The 24,094-nt window shown below is 62.2% G+C and carries 24 protein-coding genes and 2 tRNA genes; 14 read left to right on the top strand and 12 right to left on the bottom strand.

Features of this window, described 5'->3' with window-relative positions; translation table 11 throughout:
- Positions 1-33 precede the first annotated feature (33 nt).
- Together LQ220_RS06840 and LQ220_RS06835 are read left to right on the top strand one after the other, a co-directional pair.
- Positions 34-1,029 carry an aspartate carbamoyltransferase catalytic subunit gene (locus tag LQ220_RS06840; RefSeq protein WP_230187571.1) on the top strand — a complete coding sequence of 332 codons (996 nt, stop codon included), beginning with the start codon at positions 34-36 and terminating at the stop codon, positions 1,027-1,029.
- Entirely contained in the window at positions 1,026-2,252 is a 1,227-nt protein-coding gene (locus LQ220_RS06835; protein WP_230187570.1) for an amidohydrolase family protein, read from the top strand. Before LQ220_RS06840 ends, LQ220_RS06835 begins: the two co-directional genes overlap by 4 nt.
- 108 nt (positions 2,253-2,360) lie before the next feature.
- Here the strand turns inward: LQ220_RS06835 and LQ220_RS06830 are convergent, their stop codons facing one another.
- From LQ220_RS06830 to LQ220_RS06820, 3 genes are read right to left on the bottom strand one after another with little or no spacing between them, the layout of a single operon-like run.
- The gene (locus LQ220_RS06830) at positions 2,361-3,680 is read right to left on the bottom strand and encodes an SPOR domain-containing protein (protein WP_230187569.1); all 1,320 of its coding nucleotides are present in this window, start codon (positions 3,678-3,680) and stop codon (positions 2,361-2,363) included.
- A gap of 17 nt (positions 3,681-3,697) precedes the next feature.
- Positions 3,698-4,288: a hypothetical protein gene (locus LQ220_RS06825; RefSeq protein ID WP_230187568.1), complete on the bottom strand. Its 591-nt coding sequence runs from the start codon at positions 4,286-4,288 to the stop codon at positions 3,698-3,700.
- A 12-nt stretch (positions 4,289-4,300) separates the two neighbouring features.
- On the bottom strand, positions 4,301-5,020 hold the full coding sequence (locus LQ220_RS06820; protein ID WP_230187567.1) for a ParA family protein: 720 nt from the start codon (positions 5,018-5,020) through the stop codon (positions 4,301-4,303).
- Between the two features lie 197 nt (positions 5,021-5,217).
- On the opposite strand from LQ220_RS06820, the gene LQ220_RS06815 reads away from it, so the two are divergent.
- The 3 genes from LQ220_RS06815 (at position 5,218) to bktB (ending at position 8,922) form a co-directional block, all read left to right on the top strand.
- Complete coding sequence (locus LQ220_RS06815) at positions 5,218-6,228, top strand: SPOR domain-containing protein (RefSeq protein WP_230187566.1); 1,011 nt, start codon at positions 5,218-5,220, stop codon at positions 6,226-6,228.
- Positions 6,229-6,331: 103 nt separating this feature from the next.
- Positions 6,332-7,708 carry a 30S ribosomal protein S12 methylthiotransferase RimO gene (gene rimO / locus LQ220_RS06810; RefSeq protein ID WP_230187565.1) on the top strand — a complete coding sequence of 459 codons (1,377 nt, stop codon included), beginning with the start codon at positions 6,332-6,334 and terminating at the stop codon, positions 7,706-7,708.
- 35 nt (positions 7,709-7,743) lie between these two features.
- Positions 7,744-8,922, top strand: a complete 1,179-nt coding sequence (gene bktB, locus LQ220_RS06805) for a beta-ketothiolase BktB (protein WP_230187564.1) — start codon at positions 7,744-7,746, stop codon at positions 8,920-8,922.
- Between the two features lie 121 nt (positions 8,923-9,043).
- On the opposite strand, the gene LQ220_RS06800 is transcribed toward bktB, so the two are convergent.
- Positions 9,044-9,119, bottom strand: a tRNA-Ala gene (locus tag LQ220_RS06800).
- 122 nt (positions 9,120-9,241) lie between these two features.
- A complete protein-coding gene (locus tag LQ220_RS06795) occupies positions 9,242-9,580 on the bottom strand; it encodes a TIGR02300 family protein (RefSeq protein WP_230187563.1) in 339 nt (112 codons plus the stop codon).
- Between the two features lie 149 nt (positions 9,581-9,729).
- Between LQ220_RS06795 and aroA the strand changes: the two genes are divergently transcribed.
- From aroA to LQ220_RS06750, 9 genes are all read left to right on the top strand, one after another.
- Positions 9,730-11,070 (top strand): 3-phosphoshikimate 1-carboxyvinyltransferase, encoded by a 1,341-nt coding sequence (gene aroA, locus LQ220_RS06790; RefSeq protein WP_230187562.1) that lies wholly within the window; start codon positions 9,730-9,732, stop codon positions 11,068-11,070.
- Between the two features lie 148 nt (positions 11,071-11,218).
- Positions 11,219-11,479, top strand: a complete 261-nt coding sequence (locus LQ220_RS06785; RefSeq protein ID WP_230187561.1) for a hypothetical protein — start codon at positions 11,219-11,221, stop codon at positions 11,477-11,479.
- Positions 11,476-12,111, top strand: coding sequence for a (d)CMP kinase (gene cmk, locus LQ220_RS06780; protein ID WP_230187560.1), 636 nt, complete (start codon positions 11,476-11,478; stop codon positions 12,109-12,111). The genes LQ220_RS06785 and cmk overlap by 4 nt, the downstream gene beginning before the upstream one ends.
- A 172-nt stretch (positions 12,112-12,283) precedes the next feature.
- Positions 12,284-14,002 (top strand): 30S ribosomal protein S1, encoded by a 1,719-nt coding sequence (gene rpsA / locus LQ220_RS06775; RefSeq protein ID WP_230187559.1) that lies wholly within the window; start codon positions 12,284-12,286, stop codon positions 14,000-14,002.
- Positions 14,003-14,253: 251 nt separating this feature from the next.
- Positions 14,254-14,535 carry an integration host factor subunit beta gene (locus LQ220_RS06770; protein ID WP_230187558.1) on the top strand — a complete coding sequence of 94 codons (282 nt, stop codon included), beginning with the start codon at positions 14,254-14,256 and terminating at the stop codon, positions 14,533-14,535.
- A gap of 151 nt (positions 14,536-14,686) precedes the next feature.
- A tRNA-Leu gene (locus LQ220_RS06765) sits at positions 14,687-14,770 on the top strand.
- Between the two features lie 96 nt (positions 14,771-14,866).
- The gene (locus LQ220_RS06760) at positions 14,867-15,796 is read left to right on the top strand and encodes a DUF808 domain-containing protein (RefSeq protein WP_230187557.1); all 930 of its coding nucleotides are present in this window, start codon (positions 14,867-14,869) and stop codon (positions 15,794-15,796) included.
- A gap of 77 nt (positions 15,797-15,873) precedes the next feature.
- Complete coding sequence (locus tag LQ220_RS06755; RefSeq protein WP_230187556.1) at positions 15,874-17,352, top strand: ABC transporter substrate-binding protein; 1,479 nt, start codon at positions 15,874-15,876, stop codon at positions 17,350-17,352.
- Positions 17,353-17,372: 20 nt separating this feature from the next.
- Entirely contained in the window at positions 17,373-17,795 is a 423-nt protein-coding gene (locus tag LQ220_RS06750) for a DUF4112 domain-containing protein (protein WP_230187555.1), read from the top strand.
- 4 nt (positions 17,796-17,799) lie between these two features.
- On the opposite strand, the gene LQ220_RS06745 is transcribed toward LQ220_RS06750, so the two are convergent.
- From LQ220_RS06745 to LQ220_RS06715, 7 genes are all read right to left on the bottom strand, one after another.
- Complete coding sequence (locus LQ220_RS06745) at positions 17,800-18,519, bottom strand: ribonuclease T (RefSeq protein WP_230187554.1); 720 nt, start codon at positions 18,517-18,519, stop codon at positions 17,800-17,802.
- Positions 18,512-19,357 carry a carboxylating nicotinate-nucleotide diphosphorylase gene (gene nadC, locus LQ220_RS06740; protein ID WP_230187553.1) on the bottom strand — a complete coding sequence of 282 codons (846 nt, stop codon included), beginning with the start codon at positions 19,355-19,357 and terminating at the stop codon, positions 18,512-18,514. Before nadC ends, LQ220_RS06745 begins: the two co-directional genes overlap by 8 nt.
- Positions 19,354-20,349, bottom strand: a complete 996-nt coding sequence (nadA, locus tag LQ220_RS06735; protein WP_230187552.1) for a quinolinate synthase NadA — start codon at positions 20,347-20,349, stop codon at positions 19,354-19,356. The genes nadC and nadA overlap by 4 nt, the downstream gene beginning before the upstream one ends.
- A gap of 16 nt (positions 20,350-20,365) precedes the next feature.
- Positions 20,366-20,980 carry a DUF4230 domain-containing protein gene (locus tag LQ220_RS06730; RefSeq protein ID WP_230187551.1) on the bottom strand — a complete coding sequence of 205 codons (615 nt, stop codon included), beginning with the start codon at positions 20,978-20,980 and terminating at the stop codon, positions 20,366-20,368.
- Entirely contained in the window at positions 20,977-21,858 is an 882-nt protein-coding gene (locus LQ220_RS06725; protein WP_230187550.1) for an MBL fold metallo-hydrolase, read from the bottom strand. Before LQ220_RS06725 ends, LQ220_RS06730 begins: the two co-directional genes overlap by 4 nt.
- A 72-nt stretch (positions 21,859-21,930) precedes the next feature.
- Positions 21,931-23,550 (bottom strand): M56 family metallopeptidase, encoded by a 1,620-nt coding sequence (locus LQ220_RS06720; RefSeq protein WP_230187549.1) that lies wholly within the window; start codon positions 23,548-23,550, stop codon positions 21,931-21,933.
- A complete protein-coding gene (locus LQ220_RS06715; protein ID WP_230187548.1) occupies positions 23,547-23,915 on the bottom strand; it encodes a BlaI/MecI/CopY family transcriptional regulator in 369 nt (122 codons plus the stop codon). The genes LQ220_RS06720 and LQ220_RS06715 overlap by 4 nt, the downstream gene beginning before the upstream one ends.
- Between the last annotated feature and the right edge of the window lie 179 nt (positions 23,916-24,094).

The raw sequence follows: 24,094 nt of genomic DNA, 5'->3' as shown, positions 1-24,094 counted from the left end.
CTCGCCCGCAAATTGGCTTTAAGGCCTCCCGTCATGCCGCAGCAGACCCGCGAGACCATACCCACCGGCCTTATCGGTCGCGAACAGTTCCCGCACAGGCATTTGCTGGCGATTTCCGCGCTGATGCCGTGGGAAATCTCCTTTCTGTTGGACGAGGCCGAGCATTGGGTCAGCGTGAACCGCGCGCACAGCCGCAAGCATGACGACCGGCTGGGCGGCCTGACGCAGATCAACGCGTTCTTCGAAAACAGCACGCGCACGCTGCTGTCGTTCGAGATTGCGGGGAAGCGGCTGGGCGCGGACGTGGTCAATATGCACGCGGCACAATCGAGCGTGAAGAAAGGCGAAACGCTGATCGACACGGCGATGACGCTGAACGCCATGCGCGCCGACGTGATCGTGATCCGTCACGGCAGTTCGGGCGCAGTGCGGCTGATCGCGGAGAAGGTCGATTGCCCCGTCCTCAATGCAGGCGATGGCTGGCATGAGCATCCGACGCAGGGATTGCTCGACGCGCTGACCATCCGGCGACGCAAGGGCGGGATATCGGGGCTGGTCGTGGCGATCTGTGGCGATGTGCTGCACAGCCGGGTCGCGCGGTCGAACATATTATGCCTTGGCGCCCTGGGCGCGCAGGTGCGCGTGATCGCACCGCCGACCCTGATGCCCGCCGCCATCGATCAGATGAGCGTGACGCCCTATACCGACATGAACGCAGGGCTGGACGGCGCGGATGTTGTCATGATGCTGCGCCTTCAGAACGAGCGGATGGATGGCGCATTCATCCCCTCCCCGCGCGAATATCATATGCTGTACGGGCTGACGCCGGAGCGGCTGGCGAAGGCCAAGCCCGATGCGCTGGTGATGCACCCCGGCCCGATGAATCGCGGCGTGGAGATCAGCAGCATCGTTGCCGATCACCCCGAACGGTCGGCGATCACCGAACAGGTCGAGATGGGCGTGGCGGTGCGGATGGCCTGTCTGGACGTGCTGACCCGACGGGCGCGCGGTGTGGAAGGTTGGGCGTGACACATTCTCTCGCCATCACCAACGCCCTGCTGGCCGATCCGGACGGACAAGCCGTCACTTCCGGCAGCATCCTGATTGAAGGCGACAGCATTATCGCGGCGGGGGACATCGCGATCCCACTTGATGCAGAGAAGGTCGATGCCAAGGGGATGCTCGTCGCCCCCGGTCTCGTCGATCTGGGCGTGTTCCGCACCGACAAGCCTGCGTTCAAATTCGGCGGCATCACGCGCGCGGCGTTGATGCCCGACCAATCCTCACCGCTGGACGATGTCGGCCTGATCCGGCACGCAACGCGCGCCGGCAAGCCCGATTTCTGGGTCCACCCCCTCGCCGCTGCGACGCGCGGGCTGCATGGGGCCGAGCTCGCGGAGATCGGCATGATGCAAGCCGCAGGCGCGCGCGCCGTCAGCACCGGGCGGCACTGGATCGCGGACTCAGGGGTGATGCTGCGCGTTTTGTCCTACGCTTCGGCTTTGGGGCTGACCGTCATTGCCCATGCCGAGGACGGTGGCCTGACCGGCAAGGCGGTCGCCACCGCAGGCGAAACGGCGACCCGGCTGGGTCTGGCAGCGGCCCCCGCCTGCGCCGAAGCGATGGCCATTGCGCGCGACATCATGCTGGCGCGAGAAACCGGCGCGGCGATCCATTTCCGGTTGGTGACGACGGCGGCGGGCTTTGCGCTGATCCGCGCGGCCAAGGCGGAAGGGTTGCGCGTTACGTGCGGCATCAGTCCGGCCTATCTGTTCCTGTCGGACATCGCCGTTACCGATTTCCGCACCTTCGCGCATCTTGCGCCGCCTTTGCGGAGCGAGGATGACCGGCAAGCCGCGATCAAGGCGGTGGCGGATGGAACGGTGGACGTCATCACCTCCAGCCACGATCCGCGCGGACCCGAGGACAAGCGCTTGCCCTTCGCCGATGCCAGCCCCGGGATGGCGGGCGCGGAGACGCTGCTGACACTGTCACTCAACCTCGTGCGGAACGGGCATCTAACGATGAACGCGCTAATGACGTTGCTGTGCGCCAATCCCGCTAAGATATTGGGTGTAAAGGCGGGGCGTTTCGCGCCGGGCTATGCCGCCGACATCATCTTCATCGATTCCGAAACGCCGTGGATCGTCGATTCGGCGCGGATGGAAGCGGCGGCAGGCAATACCCCGTTCGACAAGGTGCCGGTACAGGGCCGGGTGCGCCGAATAATGAAGGGCGGCCAGTTCCTTTAACCGGCCAAGAGTCCGTTCGCCCTGAGCCTGTCGAAGGGTCTTTCTTCTTCAAAGAAGGACAGGCTTCGACACGCTCAGCCCGAACGGACTGAGGTATAATCTTCGAATTTAGCGCGAAGCGAATTGCTGGCGCTTGGGGGTGGCCCATGCCCAGCGCATCGTCGGAGCGGCTGCACGGATGAAGCACGCGCCGCCCTGGCTGCGGACGGTCCGGCACATCTGATCGGCTGTCCCCCGATCGGCAAAGCCGCCGAGCGAGAGGCGATGATAGACGCGGCCCTGCACATTGGCGGTCGTGTACGCCACCGGGAATTTGCTCAGCGCGGCATTCTTGCGCGCCATATGCTGCCAGCGTTCCTTGGCGATGGCGGCACTGTCATATGCACCAAGCTGCACGGCCCATTTGGTCGTGGCGGAAGGCGCAATGATTTCGAATGAAGCGGCCTTGCGCATCATGGTCGTGGCCGTTGCCAGAGGCGTCGCAACCGGGACGACTGCTGTGCGAACCGGCGCTTCGGGTGCGCGGATCACCGGCGTTTCGGGTTGTTCAACCGGAGCGACGGCGATTTCAACGGGCGCCTGCTCGGGGGCTGCTTCTGGCGACGCGGCTGGCATTTCTGCTGCTGGCGCTTCGGCCTGCGCCATCTGAACCACGAGCGCAGGCGCTGGCGCAAGGGCCAGTCGCACAGGCACCCCGGCGTCGTCGGCGCGCATCTTCGTACCGATGAACGCAGCCACGCGCGCAGGTTCAGCGCCCGGCTCCGCATTCTGCGCCCAACCGATGATGCGCTGCGTAGCAGCAAGCGGATCGAGATCCTGCGCCGCCATCAAACGGGCTTCGCGCCACTGACCGGCCAGCGCATAGGCATAAGCGAGGTTCTGGCGCGTCTTGATTGTCGCATCGGGTTCCTGCGCAGCGGCAGTCAGGATGCGGATCGCTTCCTGCGGATCGCCTGCCATCGCCATCGCAAGGCCGTAATCGGCTGCAGGCACCGTATCCATATGGGTGACGAGCAGCGCGCGGGCATCGGTCGATTTGCCCAGAGCGACCTTGGCAAGCACAAGGCTGACCACCGTGCGGGTGTCGGTATTGCCCAGCGTCATCGCGTCGGAAAACGCCGTTTCGGCAGACGTGAAGCGACCGTCCGCCAGATAGGCGCGGCCTAGCAGAACGCGATAGGCGGCATTGTCGGGCTTGGCAGCAACAGCAGCCTCAGCGGATGACAAGGCAAGCGCTACATCGCGCTTTGCCAGCGCTTTTTCGGCGGTCGTGGCGGATGCACCGGCCTGCTTTTCGATGGCATTCATCTTTGCGCCCGGTTGCGCCATCATCGCGGCACCGCCGGTGCAGCCCACCATCGTCACACCGACGATCAGCAACGAGACGGCAATCTTCAAAAAGGCCTTGTTCTGCAAACTGCGTTTCATGGTCCAGTTCACCCCAATTATTTGTCGGTGCCGCGCGGACGCGGCAATTGTTCGGCCAGCGCGTCGATCTGCGGCTGGCTGTCGAGAAAGGCGTCGAGCGCCTGCGTAACGATATGTTGCGCGGACCGGTTGGCCACGGCGCAGGCAAGGCGCAGGCGCAGATGGCGTTCCGGATCGAGACGCAGCGTGAAGGCCGCTTTGCTACGCGCCGTCTGCTTCAGCGGGGCTGTCGGCAGAACAGGTGCCGCGATAGTCGGCTCAGGCGAAACGGGAGAGAGCTTTTCGGAAAGAACGCGGCGCTGTTCGATCACCACGGGCACGGGTGCGTCCTCCGGCACCGGCATCTGGTCGACGATCGGCGCAGGCGTGAACGACAGGGGCGATCCCCCCATCGGCGCGAGGCCTGCGACGGCGAGCGGATCGCTTTGCCGGACGCTGTCCTCGCCCATGTCGTTCCAGCCCAGATCGTCATGGTGCTGGGGATCGGATATGGCGGCAGCGCCCGTCATGCCATTGAGCATGACCTGGCGACGCATGGCGGGAGACGCGGCGCCCTTGCGCGCGAGCAGGCCCGAGGTCAGTGAGGCGAAAGGCTTGGGTTCGGCCATCTGTGCCACCTCTTACTGGCCGATGACGCGGCGGCCGAAGCCCCCGCCCAACGGACGGAGCGCGCCGGATTGCCCGGCTCCACTCGGCACGGAAAAGACCGTGCGGCGGAAGTTCTTTTCCAGCCGATCGGAAACATAGGACCAGAGCTGCACCACTTCCTGAGCGGAACGACTGTTGGGGTCGACTTCCATGACGGTGCGGCCGTCGATCATCGACGCAGCGTAATCGACGCGATGGTGCAAGGTGACCGGGGCAACGGTACCATGCTGCGACAAGGCAACGGCGGCTTCGGACGTGATCTTGGCTTTCGGGGTGGCCGCGTTGACCACGAAGATCAGTGGCTTGCCCGCGCGCTCGCACAGATCGACAGTGGCACCCACGGCGCGCAGGTCATGCGGGCTGGGGCGGGTCGGCACGACGATGAGTTCGGAAACGGAAATAACGCTCTGGATTGCCATGGTGATGGCAGGCGGTGTGTCGATGACGGCCAGCTTGAACCCCTGCTGACGCAGAATTTCCAGATCGGCGGCAAGGCGCGCAACGGTCGTCTGTGCAAAGGCGGGAAATTCCGCCTCTCGCTCGTTCCACCAATCGGCCAGCGACCCCTGCGGATCGATATCGATCAGAACGACTGGCCCTGCCCCGGCGCGCTGCGCCTGAACCGCCAGATGCCCTGACAGTGTCGTCTTTCCAGACCCACCCTTTTGCGATGCCAGTGCCAATACCCGCACGAATTACCCCCGAAACCATGGAATTGGTTATAGAGTTGCCACGCCCGCACCTAAGAAATGGTTAATCCGCTGGCGATCCTGTTGACGCCGTAGGGAGATAAGCGATGGCATAGCCGAATCGTGCGCAGTTGTGGTAAGGATTGATTAAGTATGTTCCGCCAGTAAGGCGCATCTATACTTGCGGGCGGAGCGACAGCATGAAGCATTTCCTGATAGGTGGAGCGGTGGCACTGGCCGCGCCAGTCGCTGCGCTGGTGCTGGATGGCGCGATGTTCTCCGGCCCGGCACAAGCCGACGTAAAGACCGGCGTCGATGCGTGGACGCAGGGCGATTACGTCAAGGCCGTGAACGACTGGCGTCCGCTGGCGAACGCAGGCGATGCCGATGCGCAGTTCAATCTGGGGCAAGCGTACAAGCTGGGTCGCGGTGTACCGATGGATGTGCCCATCGCGCTGGAGTGGTTCCGCAAGGCTTCGGAGCAAGGACATTTGCGCGCAGAGGACAATTACGGCCTGCTGCTGTTTCAACAGAACCGCCGCGAAGAGGCTTTGCCCTACATCCGCAAATCCGCAGAGCGCGGCGAAGCGCGGTCGCAATATATTCTCGGCACCGCGCTGTTCAACGGCGAGTTCGTGACCAAAGACTGGGTGCAGGCTTATGCGCTGATGACCCGCGCTTCGGCTTCCGGGCTTTCCCAGGCAACCGCCAGCCTGGAGCAGATGAACAATTACATTCCCGCCGATCAGCGCAAGAAGGGACTGGCGCTGGCGTCCGAGCTGGAAAAGAAGAACGCGATGACGCTGGCGGCAGCGACAAAAGCCCTCGACCCACCTATGCCAGTACTGCGTCCGGTACCCAAGCCGATTAAATCGGCCGCCATTCCGCCATCTGAGCCTGCGAAGCCCGTCCAGGTAGCCGCCGCGCTTGTAAAACCCAAGGTTGCGCCCGCGCCGAAACCCGCCGCTGCGACGCCATCGGGCGAATGGCGCATCCAGTTGGGCGCATTCGGCGAGGAAAGCCGCGCGACCGCTTTATGGGCAACCCTGTCGAAAAAGGTCAGCGGCCTGGCCGCCTATCAACCTTTTTACGTGAAGGGCGGCGCGGTTACTCGACTTCAGGTCGGCCCGTTGCCTTCGTCTGCAGAAGCGGAAAAGCTGTGCCAGTCGGTCAAGGCGACCGGGAATGTGTGCATCCCGAAGAAGGGATAGTCCGTCATTCCCGCACAGGCGGCAATGACGGTAGTTAGGCGTAGGTCGCTTCATATCGCTGCCCCGTGACATTACACGCGCAACACCCTATGTGCGCGGCATCATGGCAACGACATTCCCCCCCGCGCCCAAGGTCGGCATGGTTTCGCTTGGCTGCCCCAAGGCGCTCGTCGACAGCGAACGCATCCTGACGAAACTGCGCTCCGATGGCTATCAGATGTCCCCCGATTATGCGGGGACCGACGTCGTGCTGGTCAACACCTGCGGCTTTCTCGACTCCGCGAAGGAGGAATCGCTCGAAGCGATCGGTGAGGCAATCGCCGAAAACGGCCGCGTCATCGTCACCGGCTGCATGGGCAATGAAGCCGAACTGATCCGTGCACGCTTCCCCAGCGTGCTGGCAATCACCGGCGCGCATCAATATGAGGATGTGGTGAATGCGGTGCATGAAGCATCGCCCCCCGTCCCCAATGCGTTCGTCGATCTGGTCCCCGAAGGTGGTCTGAAACTCACGCCGCGCCATTACAGCTATCTCAAGATTTCCGAAGGCTGCAACCATCGCTGCGCCTTCTGCATCATTCCTTCGCTGCGCGGGGATCTCGTCTCGCGCCGGATCGACGCGGTGTTGCGCGAAGCTGAAAAGCTGGTCGCGGCAGGTACGAAGGAACTGTTGATCATCAGCCAGGACACGTCGGCTTATGGCGTCGACACCCGGCACGAAACGCGCAACTGGAAGGGCCGCGAGGTCCGCGCGCACATGACCGACATGGCCCGCGAGCTGGGCCAGCTACGCACTGCCGAGGGTCAGACTCCTTGGGTGCGCCTGCATTATGTCTATCCCTATCCGCATGTGGATCATGTGATCCCGTTGATGGCCGAAGGGTTGCTCACGCCGTATCTCGACATTCCTTTCCAGCACGCAGCGCCCAATGTGCTGAAACGCATGAAGCGCCCGGCGAATGAAGCCAAGGTGCTGGAGCGGGTCAAGAACTGGCGCACCATCTGCCCGGACATCGCCATTCGTTCGTCCTTCGTCGTTGGTTTTCCCGGCGAGACCGAAGCCGATTTCCAGTATCTTCTCGACTGGCTGGACGAAGCGCAGCTCGACCGCGTGGGCGCGTTCCGTTTTGAGCCTGTCGAGGGTGCAGCCGCCAACGCCTTGCCCGACCCGGTCCCCGAAGAGGTCAAGGAAGAACGCTACCAGCGGATCATGGAAAAAACCGCTGCCATCTCCGCCGCCAAGTTGCAGGCGAAGATCGGTCGCATCCTTCCCGTCATCGTCGATGAAGTCGGCGAACCGGACGAAGACGACGGCAGCGTCGGCGCGACCGCTCGGTCTCAGGCGGACGCACCGGAAATCGACGGCAATGTTTTCCTGCGCGATACGTCAGGTCTGCAACCCGGCGACATCGTATATACGGAAATAGAAGACGCCGATGAGCACGACCTTTTCGGCGTGCCTGTGCAAGAGTATCGCTGATATTCGAACACCCACTGTGCAGAGGGAGAATATAATTGGAAGCAGTCTATATCGTATCCGGCGTACGCACCGCGATCGGTGATTTCGGTGGGAGCCTGAAGGATCACACGCCTGCCGATCTCGGCGCGAAAGTCATTGCCGAAGCGATCACCCGCGCGGGCATCGCCGCTTCTGATGTCCAGCATGTCGTGATGGGTCAGGTAATCCAGACCGTACCGAACGATGCGTACCTCGCGCGCGTCGCTGCCGTGAATGCAGGCGTACCGATCGAAGCGCCAGCGCTTACCCTCAATCGCCTGTGCGGTTCGAGCGTTCAGGCGATCATTTCCGCCGCGCAGATGCTGACCCTTGGGGAATGCGATGTCGCCGTTGCGGGCGGTGCAGAAGTCATGAGTCGTGCCCCGCATTATGTTTCGGCGGCACGCTTTGGTCAGAAAATGGGCTCGGTCGAAATGGTCGATGCACTGATCGCCACATTGAGTGACCCGTTCGAAGGGTTCCACATGGGAATCACCGCGGAAAACATCGCTGCGGACTATGACATCAGCCGCGAAGAGCAAGACGCCACCGCCGCGCAGAGCCACGCACGCGCCGCTCTGGCACAGGCAGATGGCCGGTTCACCGATCAAATCCTGCCCATCGACATCAAGACCCGCAAGGGCGTCGTTAGTTTTGCGGCGGACGAGCATGTGCGCGGGGAAACGACCGCAGAGAGCCTAAGCGCCCTGCGCCCTGCGTTCAAGAAGGACGGCTCGGTAACGGCGGGTAACGCCAGCGGCATCAACGACGGCGCCGCAGCGGTCGTTCTCGCCTCGCAAAAGGCCGTTGACGCGCATGGGCTGAAGCCGATGGCCAAGATTCTGGGCTGGGGCTTTTCAGGCGTCGAACCTTCGCGCATGGGCATCGGCCCGGTGAAGGCGGTGCCAATCGCGCTCGAACGCGCCGGACTGACACTCGACCAGATCGACGTGATCGAAGCGAACGAAGCCTTTGCCGCGCAAGCCTGCGCCGTGTCGAAAACGCTCGGCTTCGATCCTGAAAAGGTCAATCCGAATGGATCGGGTATATCGCTTGGCCATCCGGTCGGCGCGACCGGCGCGATCATCACGGTGAAGGCGATGTATGAATTGCAGCGCACCGGGGGCCGCTATGGCCTGATCACCATGTGCATCGGTGGCGGTCAGGGCATCGCACTCGTCATCGAGCGGGTGTGATCGAACGGGTGTAAAAAACATCGTGCGGGATTTCGGTCCCGCACGGATACCTTGCGACCCTGTCACAGAGCACAGCGTTTCGCTCGCCTGTCGGCGTTGCATCGCGCATAATGTCAGGAAATGGTGGAGCCTAGCGGGATCGAACCGCTGACCTCTTGCATGCCATGCAAGCGCTCTCCCAGCTGAGCTAAGGCCCCATCTCTTCACTGCGCCAACGTGGGATTCGGCGCATCGTTCTACCAGAGTGAACCGCCCCAAAGGGCCGATCTCGCTGGCGAGGCGCTGCCCTTAAACGAGCAGCGCCCCCCTTTGCAAGTGCTTAATTGTCGTCGTCGCCTTCATCGCCGGCAGCTTCGACGCCCAGGTCGTCATCGCCACCCAGATCGACGTCGTTATCCGGCGAGTCGTCGTCCTCATCGATATCCAGATCGACGTCCAGATCGTCGTCCACAGCCTCGACCGCGCCGTCAGCCGTCTCGACGACCTTCTTGGGCACGATTTCCTCATAGGGAACCGGCTGTTTGGATTTCAGAACAGGCTCTGGATCCCAAGGATTGTTGCAGTTGATGCAGACAACCGGGTTTTCCTTGCCAAGATCGTAGAAGCGCGTTGCGCATTTCGGGCAAGTCCGTTTCGTGCCCCATTCAGGCTTCACCATGTGCCGCCGTCCATCCTTGATAAAAGTAAATAGGTAAAAGCGCGCGACAGCGGGGCTGCGCACGAAGCGACGCGGGCATTGCCATAGCAAGGCCGCACTGTCAAAAGCCGGATCGATTTTTTTGACCCTTTAATGACGTTCGGACTTTCATGCACTCCCATGACGACGCGGCGATGCCCGCGACATTCACCGCTGCGCCCCCTCTTTCGGGCACCGTTACCGTGCCGGGCGACAAGAGCATTTCGCACCGTTCGCTGATGCTTTCCGCGCTCGCCATCGGCGAAAGCCGGGTCGAAGGCTTGCTGGAGGGTGAGGACGTCCTGGCGACGGCCGCCGCAATGCGCGCAATGGGCGCCGACATAGTGCGCGACGACGATGGCGTGTGGCACATCGATGGCGTCGGCGTGGGCGGCCTGCTGCAACCGGAAACTGCACTCGACATGGGGAACAGCGGCACGTCGACCCGTCTGCTGATGGGATTGCTGGCGAGTCACGATCTCACCGCGACCTTCATCGGCGACGCTTCACTCAGCAAGCGGCCCATGGGCCGGGTCATCGAGCCGCTATCGGCCATGGGCGCAGAGTTCACGGGATCGCCCGGCGGTCGCCTGCCGCTAACCTTGCGCGGCCTGTCACCCGCCGTACCCATCGAATACCGCCTGCCGGTCGCATCGGCGCAGGTGAAGTCGGCGGTGCTGCTGGCCGGATTGAACACGCCGGGGATCACCCGCGTAATCGAGCCCATTGCCACCCGCGATCACAGTGAGCGGATGCTGAAGGGATTCGGCGCCGACCTGACGGTGGAGATCGACAGCGACGGCGCGCGCGTCATCAGCCTGGTCGGCGAAGCGGAATTGCAGCCGCAGAATATCGTTGTGCCGGGCGACCCCTCCTCCGCTGCCTTCCCGATGGTCGCAGCGTTGCTGGTGCCGGGATCGCGCGTAACGATCGGCAATGTCGGTCTTAACCCGACACGCGCGGGGCTGATCGACCTGCTGCGCGAAATGGGCGGGATTATCGAAATCGTGAATGCTCGCGATGTGGGCGGCGAACCGGTCGGTGATCTGATCGTCACCGCATCGGCGCTGAATGGCGTAGAGCCAGACCCAGCCCGCGCGCCCAGCATGATCGACGAATATCCCGTGGCCTTCGTCGCCGCTGCGATGGCGCAGGGCCGCAGCGTCTTTCGCGGGCTGGAAGAATTGCGCGTCAAGGAATCGGATCGCCTCACCGCCATGGCCAACGGCCTGCGCCTGATCGGTGCGCGCGTGGAGGAGATCGAGGACGGCCTCATCATCGACGGCACCGGCGGAGAACCGCTGACGGGCGGCGGACCGGTGGCAACGCTGCTCGATCACCGCATCGCGATGAGCTTCGCCGTAGCGGGACTGGTATCGCGTAATGGCGTGACGGTGGACGACATGCGGCCCGTGGCGACGAGCTTCCCGGGCTTCGTCGATCTGCTCCGGGCCATGGGTGCGGTGGCGTGACCGTTTTCGTGCGAACACCCTCGTCATTCCCGCGCAGGCGGGAATCCATCTCCCAGCCCCTCGCCAATTTGCTATGTCCGGAGATGGATTGCCGCCTGCGCGGGAATGACAATCTGAAGAGAGCGTATTTGCGTCGCAGGCCCACCCCATGACCCCAGTCCTCTCCCCCTTCGCCGCGAACGTCATAGGCATGATCGGCAGTGCGATGATGGTCTACGCCTATGCCTATTCCAACGTCGTGAAGACGATGAACTTCCTCTTCTTCAACCTGCTCAACTTCATCGGTTCGCTGTTCCTGATCGCGTCGTTGACGGTGCACTTCAACGTTGCGTCGATGGCTATGGAAATCGTCTGGGCCATTGTCGCCGTCTTCGGACTTATCAAGGTACTGCGAGGGGAAAAGGCATGATCGTCGCTGTGGATGGCCCCGCCGCATCGGGCAAAGGCACCATCGCCAAGGCGCTGGCCGCGCATTATGGCCTCCCCTGCCTCGACACCGGGTTGCTGTATCGCGCCGTTGGATTGGCCGTATTGCAGGCCGGCGGCGATCCGGATCTTGAAGCGGATGCACTCGCAGCCTGCGATTTTGACGACAGCATCTTGGTTGAACCCGCTCTGCGCAGCGAAGCCGTCGGCTCGCTGGCCTCACGGGTATCCGTGCACCAAAGCGTCCGCGCCGCGCTCATCTCCCGCCAGCGCGACTTCGCAACGCAGGCGGGCGGCGCTATCCTCGACGGGCGCGACATTGCCACCGTCATCGCGCCCGATGCGGATGCCAAGATTTTCGTTACTGCCAGCGTCTCTGTGCGCGCGCAAAGGCGCTTTGCCGACGCCCTCGCGCATGGCGGCCATCCCGACATGGATACGCTGATTGCCGACATCCAGGCACGCGACACTCGCGACATGAGCCGCGATCACGCCCCATTGCGGCAAGCCGACGGCGCAGACTTGCTAGATACCAGCGATTTGACTATAGACGCGGCCGTCCGTCAGGCGATTGCTTTGGTGGACGCACAACTGGACAGTCACGCAAAAGCATGACGCGCGCAGCGGCCGGGACCACCCGCCGCCCTTTTCGCATTTCCTCTATCGTGCGTCCCTCGATAGCATTTGTTTGAAAGACGCCCGGAAAACATACGGTTTTGCGGGCATTTTGGCCAAAGACCACCGGAGACAACCGGTTGGCCAGCAACGACTATGAAGGACTACATTTATGGCCTCTACGGCATTTCCGTCGCGCGACGATTTCGCAGCGATGCTCAACGATTCTCTTGGTGGCGAAGACGGCGGCTTTGAAGGCCGCGTCGTAAAAGGCACCGTTACCGCCATTGAAAACGACCTTGCCGTCATCGACGTAGGTTTGAAGAGCGAAGGCCGCGTGCCTTTGCGCGAATTTGCGATGCCCGGCCAGAAGGCTGACATCAAGGTCGGCGACGAAGTCGAAGTCTATGTCGACCGCGTCGAAAACGCCCATGGCGATGCCATGCTGTCCCGCGACCGCGCCCGCCGCGAAGCCGCTTGGGACAAGCTGGAAGCTGAATTTACCGAAAGCGCGCGCGTCGAAGGCGTCATCTTCGGTCGCGTCAAGGGCGGCTTCACTGTCGACCTGGACGGTGCCGTAGCATTCCTTCCCGGTTCGCAGGTCGATATCCGCCCCGTGCGCGATGTTACCCCGCTGATGGACATTCCGCAGCCTTTCCAGATCCTCAAGATGGATCGCCGTCGCGGCAACATCGTCGTGTCGCGTCGCGCCATTCTGGAAGAAACGCGCGCAGAACAGCGCACCGGCCTCATCCAGACGCTGGCCGAAGGTCAGATCATCGAAGGCGTGGTCAAGAACATCACCGATTACGGTGCGTTCGTCGATCTGGGCGGCATCGATGGCCTGCTGCACGTCACCGATTTGAGCTACAAGCGCATCAACCACCCCAACGAAATGATCAACATCGGCGACACCGTCCGCGTGCAGATCATCCGCATCAACCGCGACACGCAGCGCATCTCGCTCGGCATGAAGCAGCTTGAGAGCGATCCGTGGGAAGGCGCAATGGCCAAGTATCCTGTCGGCGCCAAGCTGACGGGCCGCGTAACCAACATCACCGAATATGGTGCATTCGTCGAACTGGAAGCTGGCATCGAAGGCCTGGTCCACGTTTCGGAAATGAGCTGGACCAAGAAGAACGTACATCCCGGCAAGATCGTTTCGACCAGCCAGGAAGTCGAAGTCATCGTTATCGAAGTCGACAGCGAAAAGCGTCGTATTTCGCTGGGCCTCAAGCAGGCACAGTCCAATCCCTGGGATGACTTTGCAGACAAGCACCCGGTTGGCTCCGTCGTCGAAGGCGAAGTCAAGAACGCCACCGAATTCGGTCTGTTCATCGGTCTGGACGGCGACGTCGACGGCATGGTCCACATGTCCGACATCGCATGGGGCATTTCGGGCGAAGACGCGCTGGCTCTGCATCGCAAGGGCGAAGCAGTCACGGCCATCGTTCTCGACATCGACGTCGAGAAGGAACGCATCAGCCTTGGCATGAAGCAGCTTGAAAAGGGCGCTCCTGCCGTCGGCAGCAGCGGCACCGCTTCGGCCGGATCGAACCTCAACAAGAACGCAATCGTCACCGTGACCGTCCTTGAAGTCCGCGATGGCGGCCTTGAAGTGCAGTCGGGTGAAGACGGCGCAACTGGCTTCATCAAGCGCAGCGACCTTGGTCGCGACCGTGACGAACAGCGTCCCGAACGCTTCCAGCCCGGTCAGAAGTTCGATGCGATGGTCATCGGCTTCGACCGTGCGAAGAAGCCTAACTTCTCGGTCAAGGCGATGCAGATCGCCGAAGAGAAGCAGGCCGTTGCACAGTATGGTTCGTCGAACAGCGGCGCATCGCTGGGCGACATTCTGGGCGAAGCGCTCAAGGCAAAGAACGAAGGCTGATAGCCTGATCCTGACGGATGCGCCTGCAACGGCGCATCCGATAACGGTAACAAAATGGCGTGACGGCATCCCCGTCACGCCATTTTGCATTATCGAAACATCGCCGGTGCAATCATGTTGCGCGAAAATGAGACAGTCGTTTGATTTTCCACGATAGTCTATCCCACTTACAGCGTTGTCAGCCGCCTTGCTTTTGATTAAGGCAAATTGCTGGCGGCATGTGGGGTGCAGCCTAAGTGGGGGAGAAAGCAATGATCCGCTCGGAATTGGTTCAGAAGCTTGCCGATGATAATGTGGACCTGACGTTGCAGGAAATCGAACGGATCGTCGATCTGTTCTTCCGCGAAATAATCGATCGTCTGGCATCGGGCGGTCGCGTGGAATTACGTGGCTTCGGTGCGTTTACCACCCGCGATCGTGACGCGCGCACGGGTCGCAATCCGCGCACGGGCGAAACCGTTCCGGTAACGGCAAAGCGCGTCCCCTATTTTAAGCCTGGCAAGGAAATGCGCGAGCGGCTCAACACCAAATAGTCTTTGGGCCCGATGGCGGAGGCGGCAATCGGATCGGGATTGCCGCAAAGCCGGTCTCCTTTTCGTGTGACGAACAGGAAACATTTTCAATCCACACAAATGCCGTTAAGGCACGTCCCGTCGCCCATCGGCGACGGCAGATCTCGCACGTGCGGACGTGGCGAAACCGGTAGACGCGACAGACTTAAAATCTGTTTCCTATGGAGTGCGGGTTCGAGTCCCGCCGTCCGCACCAGCATTCTGGAACAAACGCTTTCACCGCGACGTTGCATCGCCTTGAGTTACGGCTATTGCGTGCCTGCTGACGAACGCGCTGGGGGAACAGTTTCATATGGCATCGGGATTGATTGCGCTGCTCGACGATATCGCGGGGATTGCCAAGCTGGCTGCGTCGTCACTGGATGATGTCACCGGCGCTGCCGCCAAGGCCAGCAGCAAGGCCGCCGGCGTGGTGATAGACGATGCCGCGGTCACCCCCCGTTATGTGGTGGGCCTGACCCCCGACCGCGAACTGCCCATCATCTGGAAGATCGCGCTCGGGTCGCTGCGCAACAAGCTGCTGTTCCTTCTTCCCGCCGCCATCGCGATCAGCGCCTTTGCGCCATGGGCGTTGACGCCGCTGCTCATGATGGGCGGCTCCTATCTATGCTTCGAAGCGGCGGAGAAGCTGTTCGAAGCGATGAGCGGCCAGCATGACGAACCCATCGAAGACCTCGCGGAGATTGCCGATCCAGCGGCGTTGGAAGACCGTCAGGTCTCCGGCGCTATACGCACCGATTTCATCTTGTCGGGCGAGATCATGGCGATTGCTTTGTCTTCGGTATCGACTGTCCCCCTGTGGGAACAGGCTCTGGTCCTGGCGGTCGTATCCGTGCTGATTACCGCAGGCGTCTATGGCGCCGTCGCTTTTATCGTGAAGATGGACGATATCGGCCTGCACATGGCGCAACAGCCATCGTCGTTCAACCAGACGGTCGGGCGCGGTCTGGTCAATACGATGCCGGTACTGATGCGCGCACTGTCGGTCATCGGCACGGCGGCCATGCTATGGGTCGGCGGCGGGATCATCGTGCACGGGCTGGAGGTGTTCGGCCTGGCCGCGATTCCCGATACCCTCCACCATCTGGCGGCAGCAGCAGGCGCCGTAACCGGTCCACTGCACGCCGTAACCGAATGGTTGGTCACTGCGCTGGGATCGGGCATCGTAGGGCTGATCGTGGGCGGCGTCATCGTAGCGGTGCTTCACAAGTTCAAACATTAGGGACTGGCGGCTTGGCGCGGCGGGCGGCGCAGGCTAGACCGGATCACCGGCCCCCGCTTTCAGGAACCGCCTCGCTCATGTCCCGCCGTCCACGCACCGTCTTGCTGTCTTTCTCTGCTTTTCTGGCGGCGAGCGGCATGATGCTGTCCGCCTGTTCGGAAAAGCAATCCGGACCAGTGGTCGTGAGCGTTATCGGCACGCCCCGTCAGTTGGCCGATCCCATGCGCGATATCCTTAGCCCGGCGGGCAAGCTCATGCTGGAATCGACGGCGCAGGGGCTTGTGGCCTTCGACGCGCGCGGCGATATCCTGCCTGCGCTTGCCCAACGCTGGATCGTTCAGGATGACGGCCGCAGCTACATTTTTCGCCTGCGTCGTGCGCGCTGGGCTAATGGTGCGCGCATAAAAGCAGTCGATGTTGCAGCCCTGCTGAAGAACCGGATCGCTGCCAACCTCGCCCTCGACAGTCATGGCGATCTCGCGGCGATTCAGGAAGTGTCCTCGATGACCGGCGAAGTGCTGGAAATCCGCTTGTCCGTCCCCAGGCCCTATCTGCTGCAAATGCTGGCCCAGCCGCAAATGGCGATCACCCGGCGCGACGGCGGCACCGGTCCCTACCGAAAGGAAAAGCGAGGCGAAGCCTGGTTCCTGCGCCCCATTGTCGATGACAACGCGGACGACGAGGAGCCTATTGCCCCGTGGGAGAATCGCGTCCTGCGCGCCGAGCGCGGATCGATGGCCATCGCCCGCTTCAAACAAGGGCTGTCGTCCCTCGTACTGGGTGGCCGCTATAGCGACATCCCGCTTCTCAAGCGCGCGGACATCGACAATCGCGACGTACATGTCGATCCCGTACAGGGATTGTTCGGATTCGCGGTGGTCGGCCGCAGCGATTTTCTGAACGATGACCGCGTGCGCGCAGCGCTGAACATGGCCATAGATCGGACACCCTTGCCCGATGCCTTCGCCCTAAGTGGATGGGTCATCACCGACCGATTGATGACGCAACAGCTCGATCTGCCCGCTGCCCCTGCAGCGCCGTCATGGTCGGCCATGCCGATGGACGACCGTCGCAGCACCGCCCGTGCCGCCATTGCGATCTGGCGCAACGACAACGGCGCCATACCGCGCCTGCGCATTGCCATGCCGAAGGGATCGGGCTCACGCTTGCTCTACAGCCTGATCGCCGCCGATCTCAGCCGCATCGGCGTACCAAGCCAGCAGGTCGAGCGCGATGCCGATGCCGATCTGCGCCTGGTCGACGAAGTCGCTGCATATGACAGTGCGTCCTGGTATCTGGGCCGCATAAGTTGCGCGCGAAAGGTGCATTGCGATCCCGCCGCGCAAGAGCGCCTGATCGAAGCGGAAATGGCACCGACATTGGAGGTCAGTCAGGCACGGTTGGCGGAAGCCTACGACCTTATGACTGCCCATAACGGCTACATTCCGCTGTCGATGCCGGTGCGCTGGTCGCTGGCTACCCGTGCACTCAACGGGTTCGCCCCCTCCTCCCGTGCACGTCACCCATTGAACCAGTTGTTCCGCGCCACCAATTAGGGTGCAGAGGAGTAACAGTATTGCCGATTTCGCAAGACCAGTTCGACCGCATTGCGCGTGATCTTCCCGGCTTTGGCAGCGATCCCGCATCGGTGCGCCGCCGGATCGAGGCAATGGAGCAATTGCTGGAAGGCATGTTCGTCCTGCCCGGCACCAATCGCCGCGTCGGGCTGGACAGCATCGTAGGCCTCATCCCGGTGATCGGCGACATCGCGACCGCCGCAATGGGCGCGTGGATCGTGTGGGAAGCCCGCAATCTGGGCATGTCGAAATGGCAAATCACCCGAATGGCGGGCAATGTCGGTTTCGACACCTTGGTTGGCGCAATTCCGTTCGTTGGGGATGCCTTCGACTTTTTCTTCAAGTCCAACACCAAGAACTTGAAAATCATTCGAAAGCATCTGGACAAACATCACCCCGGCACGGTCACCATCGACCGCTGAGCGTCTATTGCGGCCTGATGCGCAGGCTGTCCGCAGGCTTCAGTCCACCCTGATGGGTCGGACAACGGGCATTGCGGAAGCGACGGTCAAGGCAGAGCCACACCTCGTCCAGCCACCCCTCGCGCGTCGCCGTGACGCGCATCATGTCCGCACGCAGCCCCTTGTTGGCGGCAGCAAAGGCACTGGCAAAAGCGCCCGCGGTCATCGTCCCACGCTGCGCCAGTTCCGCCATGTCGGGAAAGCGTAGCTTGCCATACATGGCTCGCGACCGGTTGAAATACGCATTCGGGCTTATTGGCTGGCCATTGGCGCGCATGCAGGTGCCGTGCTTCGCCCATTCGTGCTGGATCAGTTGTGCCGACGGCGTGACGCATAGATTGCGGGCAATCGTGGCCCTAGGCAGGATCGACGTTGCGCGACAATATTGCGGCCAGTCCTTGCCCACGCCATCGGGCCACAGCCCATGCAGCGTGAAACCGAACCGCGCATTCCGATTGCCACATTGGAAAGCATCCCGCTCCCCGCTTTTGCCATCGCAATATTGCGGCGACCATGTGATCGCGAGCGTATAACCGTCAATCGGCAACACGCGCTTTGGCTGGCTGTCCGACGGCAGATCGGGTCGCGGGCGTGGGATCGTGCTGGGCACATTGCACTGCTCGACTTGTGCGACGGCAGCAACCGGCGTGAGCATCGCGGCAGCGGCGACGATTATTCTAAACATGCGCGAAATCCAGTCCGACATCGGCGGCGGGCGCAGATTGGGTCAAACGCCCCACGCTCACATAGGTAACCCCCGTCTGCGCAATCGCGCGAATGGTGTCCAGCTTCACACCGCCAGACGCTTCCGTCGGCACACGCCCTCCGACCAGCATTACTGCGCCGCGGAGCGTCGGCGGGTCCATATTGTCCAGCAGCAGATGCGTCGCACCCGCCTCCAGCGCCGGTTCGATCTGATCGACCCGGTCCACCTCCACGATGATGCTGGCGATTCCGGCAGCCACTGCGCGCCGCACGGCTTCGCCGACCGATCCGGCCACCGCCACATGATTGTCCTTGATCATCGCGGCATCCCACAGGCCCATGCGATGATTGGTCGCTCCGCCCATATGCGTTGCATATTTCTCAAGCCGCCGAAGCCCGGGAATCGTCTTGCGGGTGTCGAGTAAGGTCGCGCCCGTGCCGACGATGGCATCGACATAGCTGCGCGTCATCGTTGCAATGCCGCTCAGATGTTGAACCGTGTTGAGCGCAGACCGCTCCGCCGTCAGCATTGCACGCGCCTTACCGCGCAGCCGCATCAGTTCGGTGCCAGCCGCCACCTGCTGCCCGTCCTCGACCAGCATGTCGATCTCGACATCCGGATCGAGCGTGCGGAAGAATGCCTCGGCAATCGGCAGCCCCGCCACCGTCACTGGATCGCGGCTATCCATCACACCCACGAACAGCGCGTCGGCGGGGATCACAGCGGTGGAGGTTATGTCCCCGCCCTCCCCCAAATCCTCGGCCAGCGTAGCGGCGACGAATGCGTCGAGGTCAAAGCCCTCCAGAACGAATGTCATCGCGCGCCCAGATCGCCCTGCCCCACCGTGCCGCTCGCCATTTCCAGCATCCGGTCGAGTGACCTGCGTGCCGCAATACGCACGCCTTCGTCCATCTCGATGCGTGGCTGCAGATCGCGCAACGCGACATAGAGCTTCTCCATCGTATTGAGCGCCATGTACGGGCAGATATTGCAGTTGCAGTTACCGTCCGCGCCCGGCGCGCCGATGAACTGCTTCTCCGGCACTGCCTTTTCCATCTGGTGGATGATATGCGGCTCCGTCGCGACGATCAGCGTATCGCCCGGCATGGTCTTGGCAAAGTCGAGGATACCGCTGGTCGATCCGACATAGTCGGCATGATCGACGATATAAGGCGGGCATTCGGGATGCGCGGCGATCGGCGCATCAGGATGTTGCGCCTTAAGTTTCAGCAATTCGGTTTCGCTGAATGCCTCGTGCACGATGCACACGCCCGGCCACAGCAGCATCTCGCGCCCCAGCTTGCGCGCCAGATAGCCGCCCAGATGCTTGTCCGGGCCGAAGATGATCTTCTGCTCCTTGGGAATCTGGCTCAATATCTTTTCAGCCGAACTGCTCGTCACGATAATGTCCGACAGCGCCTTCACTTCGGTCGAACAGTTGATGTAGCTCAGCGCCATATGATCGGGATGCGCCTCCCGGAACGCCTTGAACTGTGCGGGCGGGCAACTGTCCTCCAGACTGCATCCTGCGTCCATGTCGGGCAGGATCACGATTTTTTCGGGACTCAGTATCTTCGCCGTCTCTGCCATGAAACGCACGCCGCAAAACGCGATGACATCCGCATCGGTCTCCGCCGCCTTGCGCGACAGCTCCAGCGAATCGCCGACGAAGTCGGACAAATCCTGTATCTCCGGCGACTGGTAATAATGCCCCAGAATGACGGCGTTACGCTCCTTGCGCAGCCGCTCGATTTCGGCGCGCAGGTCCACGCCTTTCAGGCTTCCACCTATTCCACCTCTGGCGTCCATGTTCGCTGTCTCTTCCTTATTCGCCGGCGAATTTCGCCACTACGGTTGCCTTTATCCCCGCTGCGCGCAGCGGCATAGCAAAACTGCGCTCAATGGCGTTGCGCGTCGCATCGCGGGCAAGGCGCATCGGCACTTCGCCCTTCGCCTGCTTGAGCAATTCATCCTGCCCCCGCTTGCGATTGGCCGCGTCCAGCGTCGCTTCCGCATCGGTCAGCGCCATCAATATGCCCCCGCCATCATATTGGCGGATGCCCGACAGGTCGACTTCGGGACCAGAAAGAATCAGTGGGGGTAGCGCGACGCTGAGCGTGTTGTTTTCCTTGTCCCACTTCACATCGGCGGGCTTTAGCGCATTGAGGTCGACTTCGTAGCGGACAAGCCCGGGCATGATCATCGTCTGCTCGGCCTTCAGCCCGAACCGCGCCTGCTCGCTGCTCACCACTGCCACGAAACTGGCGATGAACGCCGTCAGCCGCGCCTGTTCGCGCAGCCCCTGTAAACTGGCGGTCGCAATGGTTTCGACCTTGCCATCAAGCTGCTGGTTCACCCGCTGCTGAAAGAAATATGCCCCGCCGAACGCCAGCCCGAACACGACCAGCGCCAGGACGATCCATTTGATCATGCCCTTCATGCGGCGATTGCTTCCCACTGGCCATCCTGCTCACGCGCCAGCCCGCGCGCGCGCAAATCGATCAGATGCGCCAGCACGGAACGCCCTGCCGCCGGATGCAGGCGCGGATCGACACCCTTGTACATCTCGGCCACCATATCGGGGATCGCGGACGATCCACTGGTTTGCAGATGCCGGACGATCTGCCCTTCCCGATGACGGCGGTGGCCCATCATGGATCGCGCCAGCCGCTGGGGCTTGTCCACCGGTTCGCCATGCGCAGGGTAGTAGACGACATCGTCCCGGTCGATCAGCCGCTGCATGGACCGCATATAGTCCGCCATGTCGCCATCGGGCGGCGATACCACCGTCGTCGACCAGCCCATGATATGATCGCCGGTGAACAGTGCCTGCTCCTCGATGAGCGCGAAGCACAGATGATTGGAGGTGTGTCCCGGCGTGGCTACGGCTTGCAGCGTCCATCCTGTCCCCTGCACCGTGTCACCATCGGCCAGCACATGATCAGGGGCATAATGCGGATCGAACGCCGCATCGGCGCGCGGGCCGTCATCGTCCAGTGTCAGTGGCGCACAGCCGATGATGGGCGCGCCGGTCGCCTCGGCCAGCGGGCGCGCCGCCGGACTATGATCGCGATGGGTATGCGTGCACAGGATCGCCGTGACCCGGCGGCCCGCGATGGCCGCTTCCAGCGCTGCCAGATGTAGCGGATCGGCTGGACCCGGATCGATCACAGCGATTTCCGTGGTCCCCACCAGATAGCTTTGCGTCCCGGTAAAGGTGAAAGGCGACGGATTGGGTGCCAGCACCCGTGACACCAGTGGCGACAGGGACATCGATACGCCGGTGGGCAGGCTATTCAGGTCAAAGGGTGCATCCATGACATCCCATGTGCCACCTCCCCACCGATTTTCAAGCGCGCAGACCCCGTCGCCGCGAAAAAGCGGGTTGCGTTAATCCGTCTCGCGGCGGCTTCGGGCCCTCTCCCGCGCCCCCTCAACACGTTCGCGTTCCATCTCTGCTATTTCCCGGCGTATTTCGGCGCGGGCACGGCCAAGCTCAGCTTTTGCCTGCGCACGAGCATGCGCGGACATGTACTGCGCCGATGCGACTGCGCGCTCCGCTTCCGCCAATTGCACCTTCGCTTCTGCGATTCCTGCCCGTGCTTCCTCGCGCCCCGCTTGCGCTTCGGCCATGGCCTGCCGCTGGATCGCTTCCTGGCAGATCCTCACCCGAACCTGCCTGTTACCCCAAGCATCGGTGTAGCTTTGCGTGCTCACATCTTCCCCACCATTGCACCGACGTTCGACGCGGACATTGGGCACCATCGTCGCGATTTCGGCTTTCGAAGGATAAGCAATGGCGCGGTAGGAGGTCGCGCTGTCCGCGCTCGCACTCTTCACCTGCCGCGCACCGCTCGGCACCGCCGGAGGCGTCGGGGGCGTTGGCGGAGTCGGGGCAGCCATGGCTGCAGGCGCTAGCGGCGCTTCTGGAGCCACCGGTGTCTCGGGCGCAGGATAAGGCTCCGTCATTTCGGGGCGATAGGGCGGCTCTGGCGTTTCCGGCACCGTTGCAACCTGCGGCATGAACGTTGCCAGCTTCGTCAGCTTGGCGCTGCTCAGCCGTGTGGATACACTCGCCATTTCCTTGGCAACCTGGCTGCCCGATGCAGTCAGCGCGAGCCCGGATACAGTCACGGCCGCCACGGCAGTCATGCCCCAGGTGATACGGCGCAAAGAGTCTGTGTGTGTCGAAAGCATTTTCAGCCTCCCCTTGAGAGTGTCGACAGTGTTGAGATGACAGATGCTGAAACGGTTACCCCCGTTCAGCGGCGTGGCCGTTGCGGCTTTAAGGATCGCACGGCCATAATCCTGCGCATGGATCGCGCCATGCCGCGCCAGAACCTGCGCATCGCACGCCAGTTCCTGATCCACGCGAAAGGCACGATACGCGATCCACGCAATCGGGTTGCACCATTGCAACGCCAGCAACAGCGCTGCGATCAGGTTGGCAAGCAAGTCCCCGCGCTGATGGTGCATATGTTCATGCGCCAGCGCCATCGCCTGTTCCTGCACCGAATAGCGATCGGCAAAGTCGATCGGCACCACGATATGCTTGTGCACTATGCCGAACGCCAGCGGGCCGGAGGCATGGACGCTTTCCAATGTCGTGACCTTGCCGTCGCGGCGCACAAAGGTGCCGTCCGACAGCATCAGCCGCCGAAACCGGTAATAACCAATGGCCTGCACCGCCAGAAACACCACCGCGCCTGCCATCCACAGCATCAGCGCCGCTTCAATCCACGGAAATTGCGCCACTGGCACCTGCACGGCTTCGCGCACATAGCTGATTGGCACCGGAGCATGGTGCACCGGCAGATAAGCGGAAGGGCTAGCCTCTTCCGGCAAGCGGGGCAGAATCAGTCGCAGCAGCGGTAAAGCCCATAAGGCATAGGCCGCACGCACGCCGAAATAACGCGCCACCGGACGCCGCAACAGCATCACCAGCGCCAGTAGTATCGCCGACGCCATTAGCGCCTCGACGAACCACTGCGTCACATCCTGCCCGCTCATGATTTCAGCGCCTTGAGCAGCGCTTCAAGCTCTTCGATATCTTCGCGGCTCAACTGATCCTGCTCGGCCAGATGCGCGACCAAAGGCGCGGCGCGGCCACCGAAAAGCCGATCCACGAAACGCCGAGACTCCCCGGTCACATAGGCTTCGCGCTCCACCACGGGGCGATAAAGAAACCGGCGGCCGTCCTGCTCTGCGGCAATGATGTCCTTGGCCAGCAGCCGGGAGAGCAGCGTCTTGACTGTCTGGATGCTCCAGCCGCGCGACTCTTTCACCCGTTCCGTCACGTCGGCGGCGGTCATGGGGGAAATCTCCCATAGTGCCTCCATCACGGCATATTCCGCGTCGCTGACTTTTTCCGACATGGCTCACCCCATCTGCTCTGTGACTACAGGTGTAATCGAATCGACTACATCTGTAAACAGTGAAATCCATGGGCCGAAAACGTCGGGAATTTTTACATGCTGATGACCCGATAGTATCGCCTTAACCACCAATACCCGCACAAAAGCAGGGCTGGGCCGATCTGGCACACTGCCTGCAT

Origin of the sequence: Sphingobium sp. CECT 9361 (genome assembly GCF_918741285.1) — a bacterium.
Lineage (GTDB): Bacteria > Pseudomonadota > Alphaproteobacteria > Sphingomonadales > Sphingomonadaceae > Sphingobium.
The sequence above is the reverse complement of the archived record's forward strand: the minus strand, read 5'-3'. Positions and strand labels throughout refer to the sequence as shown.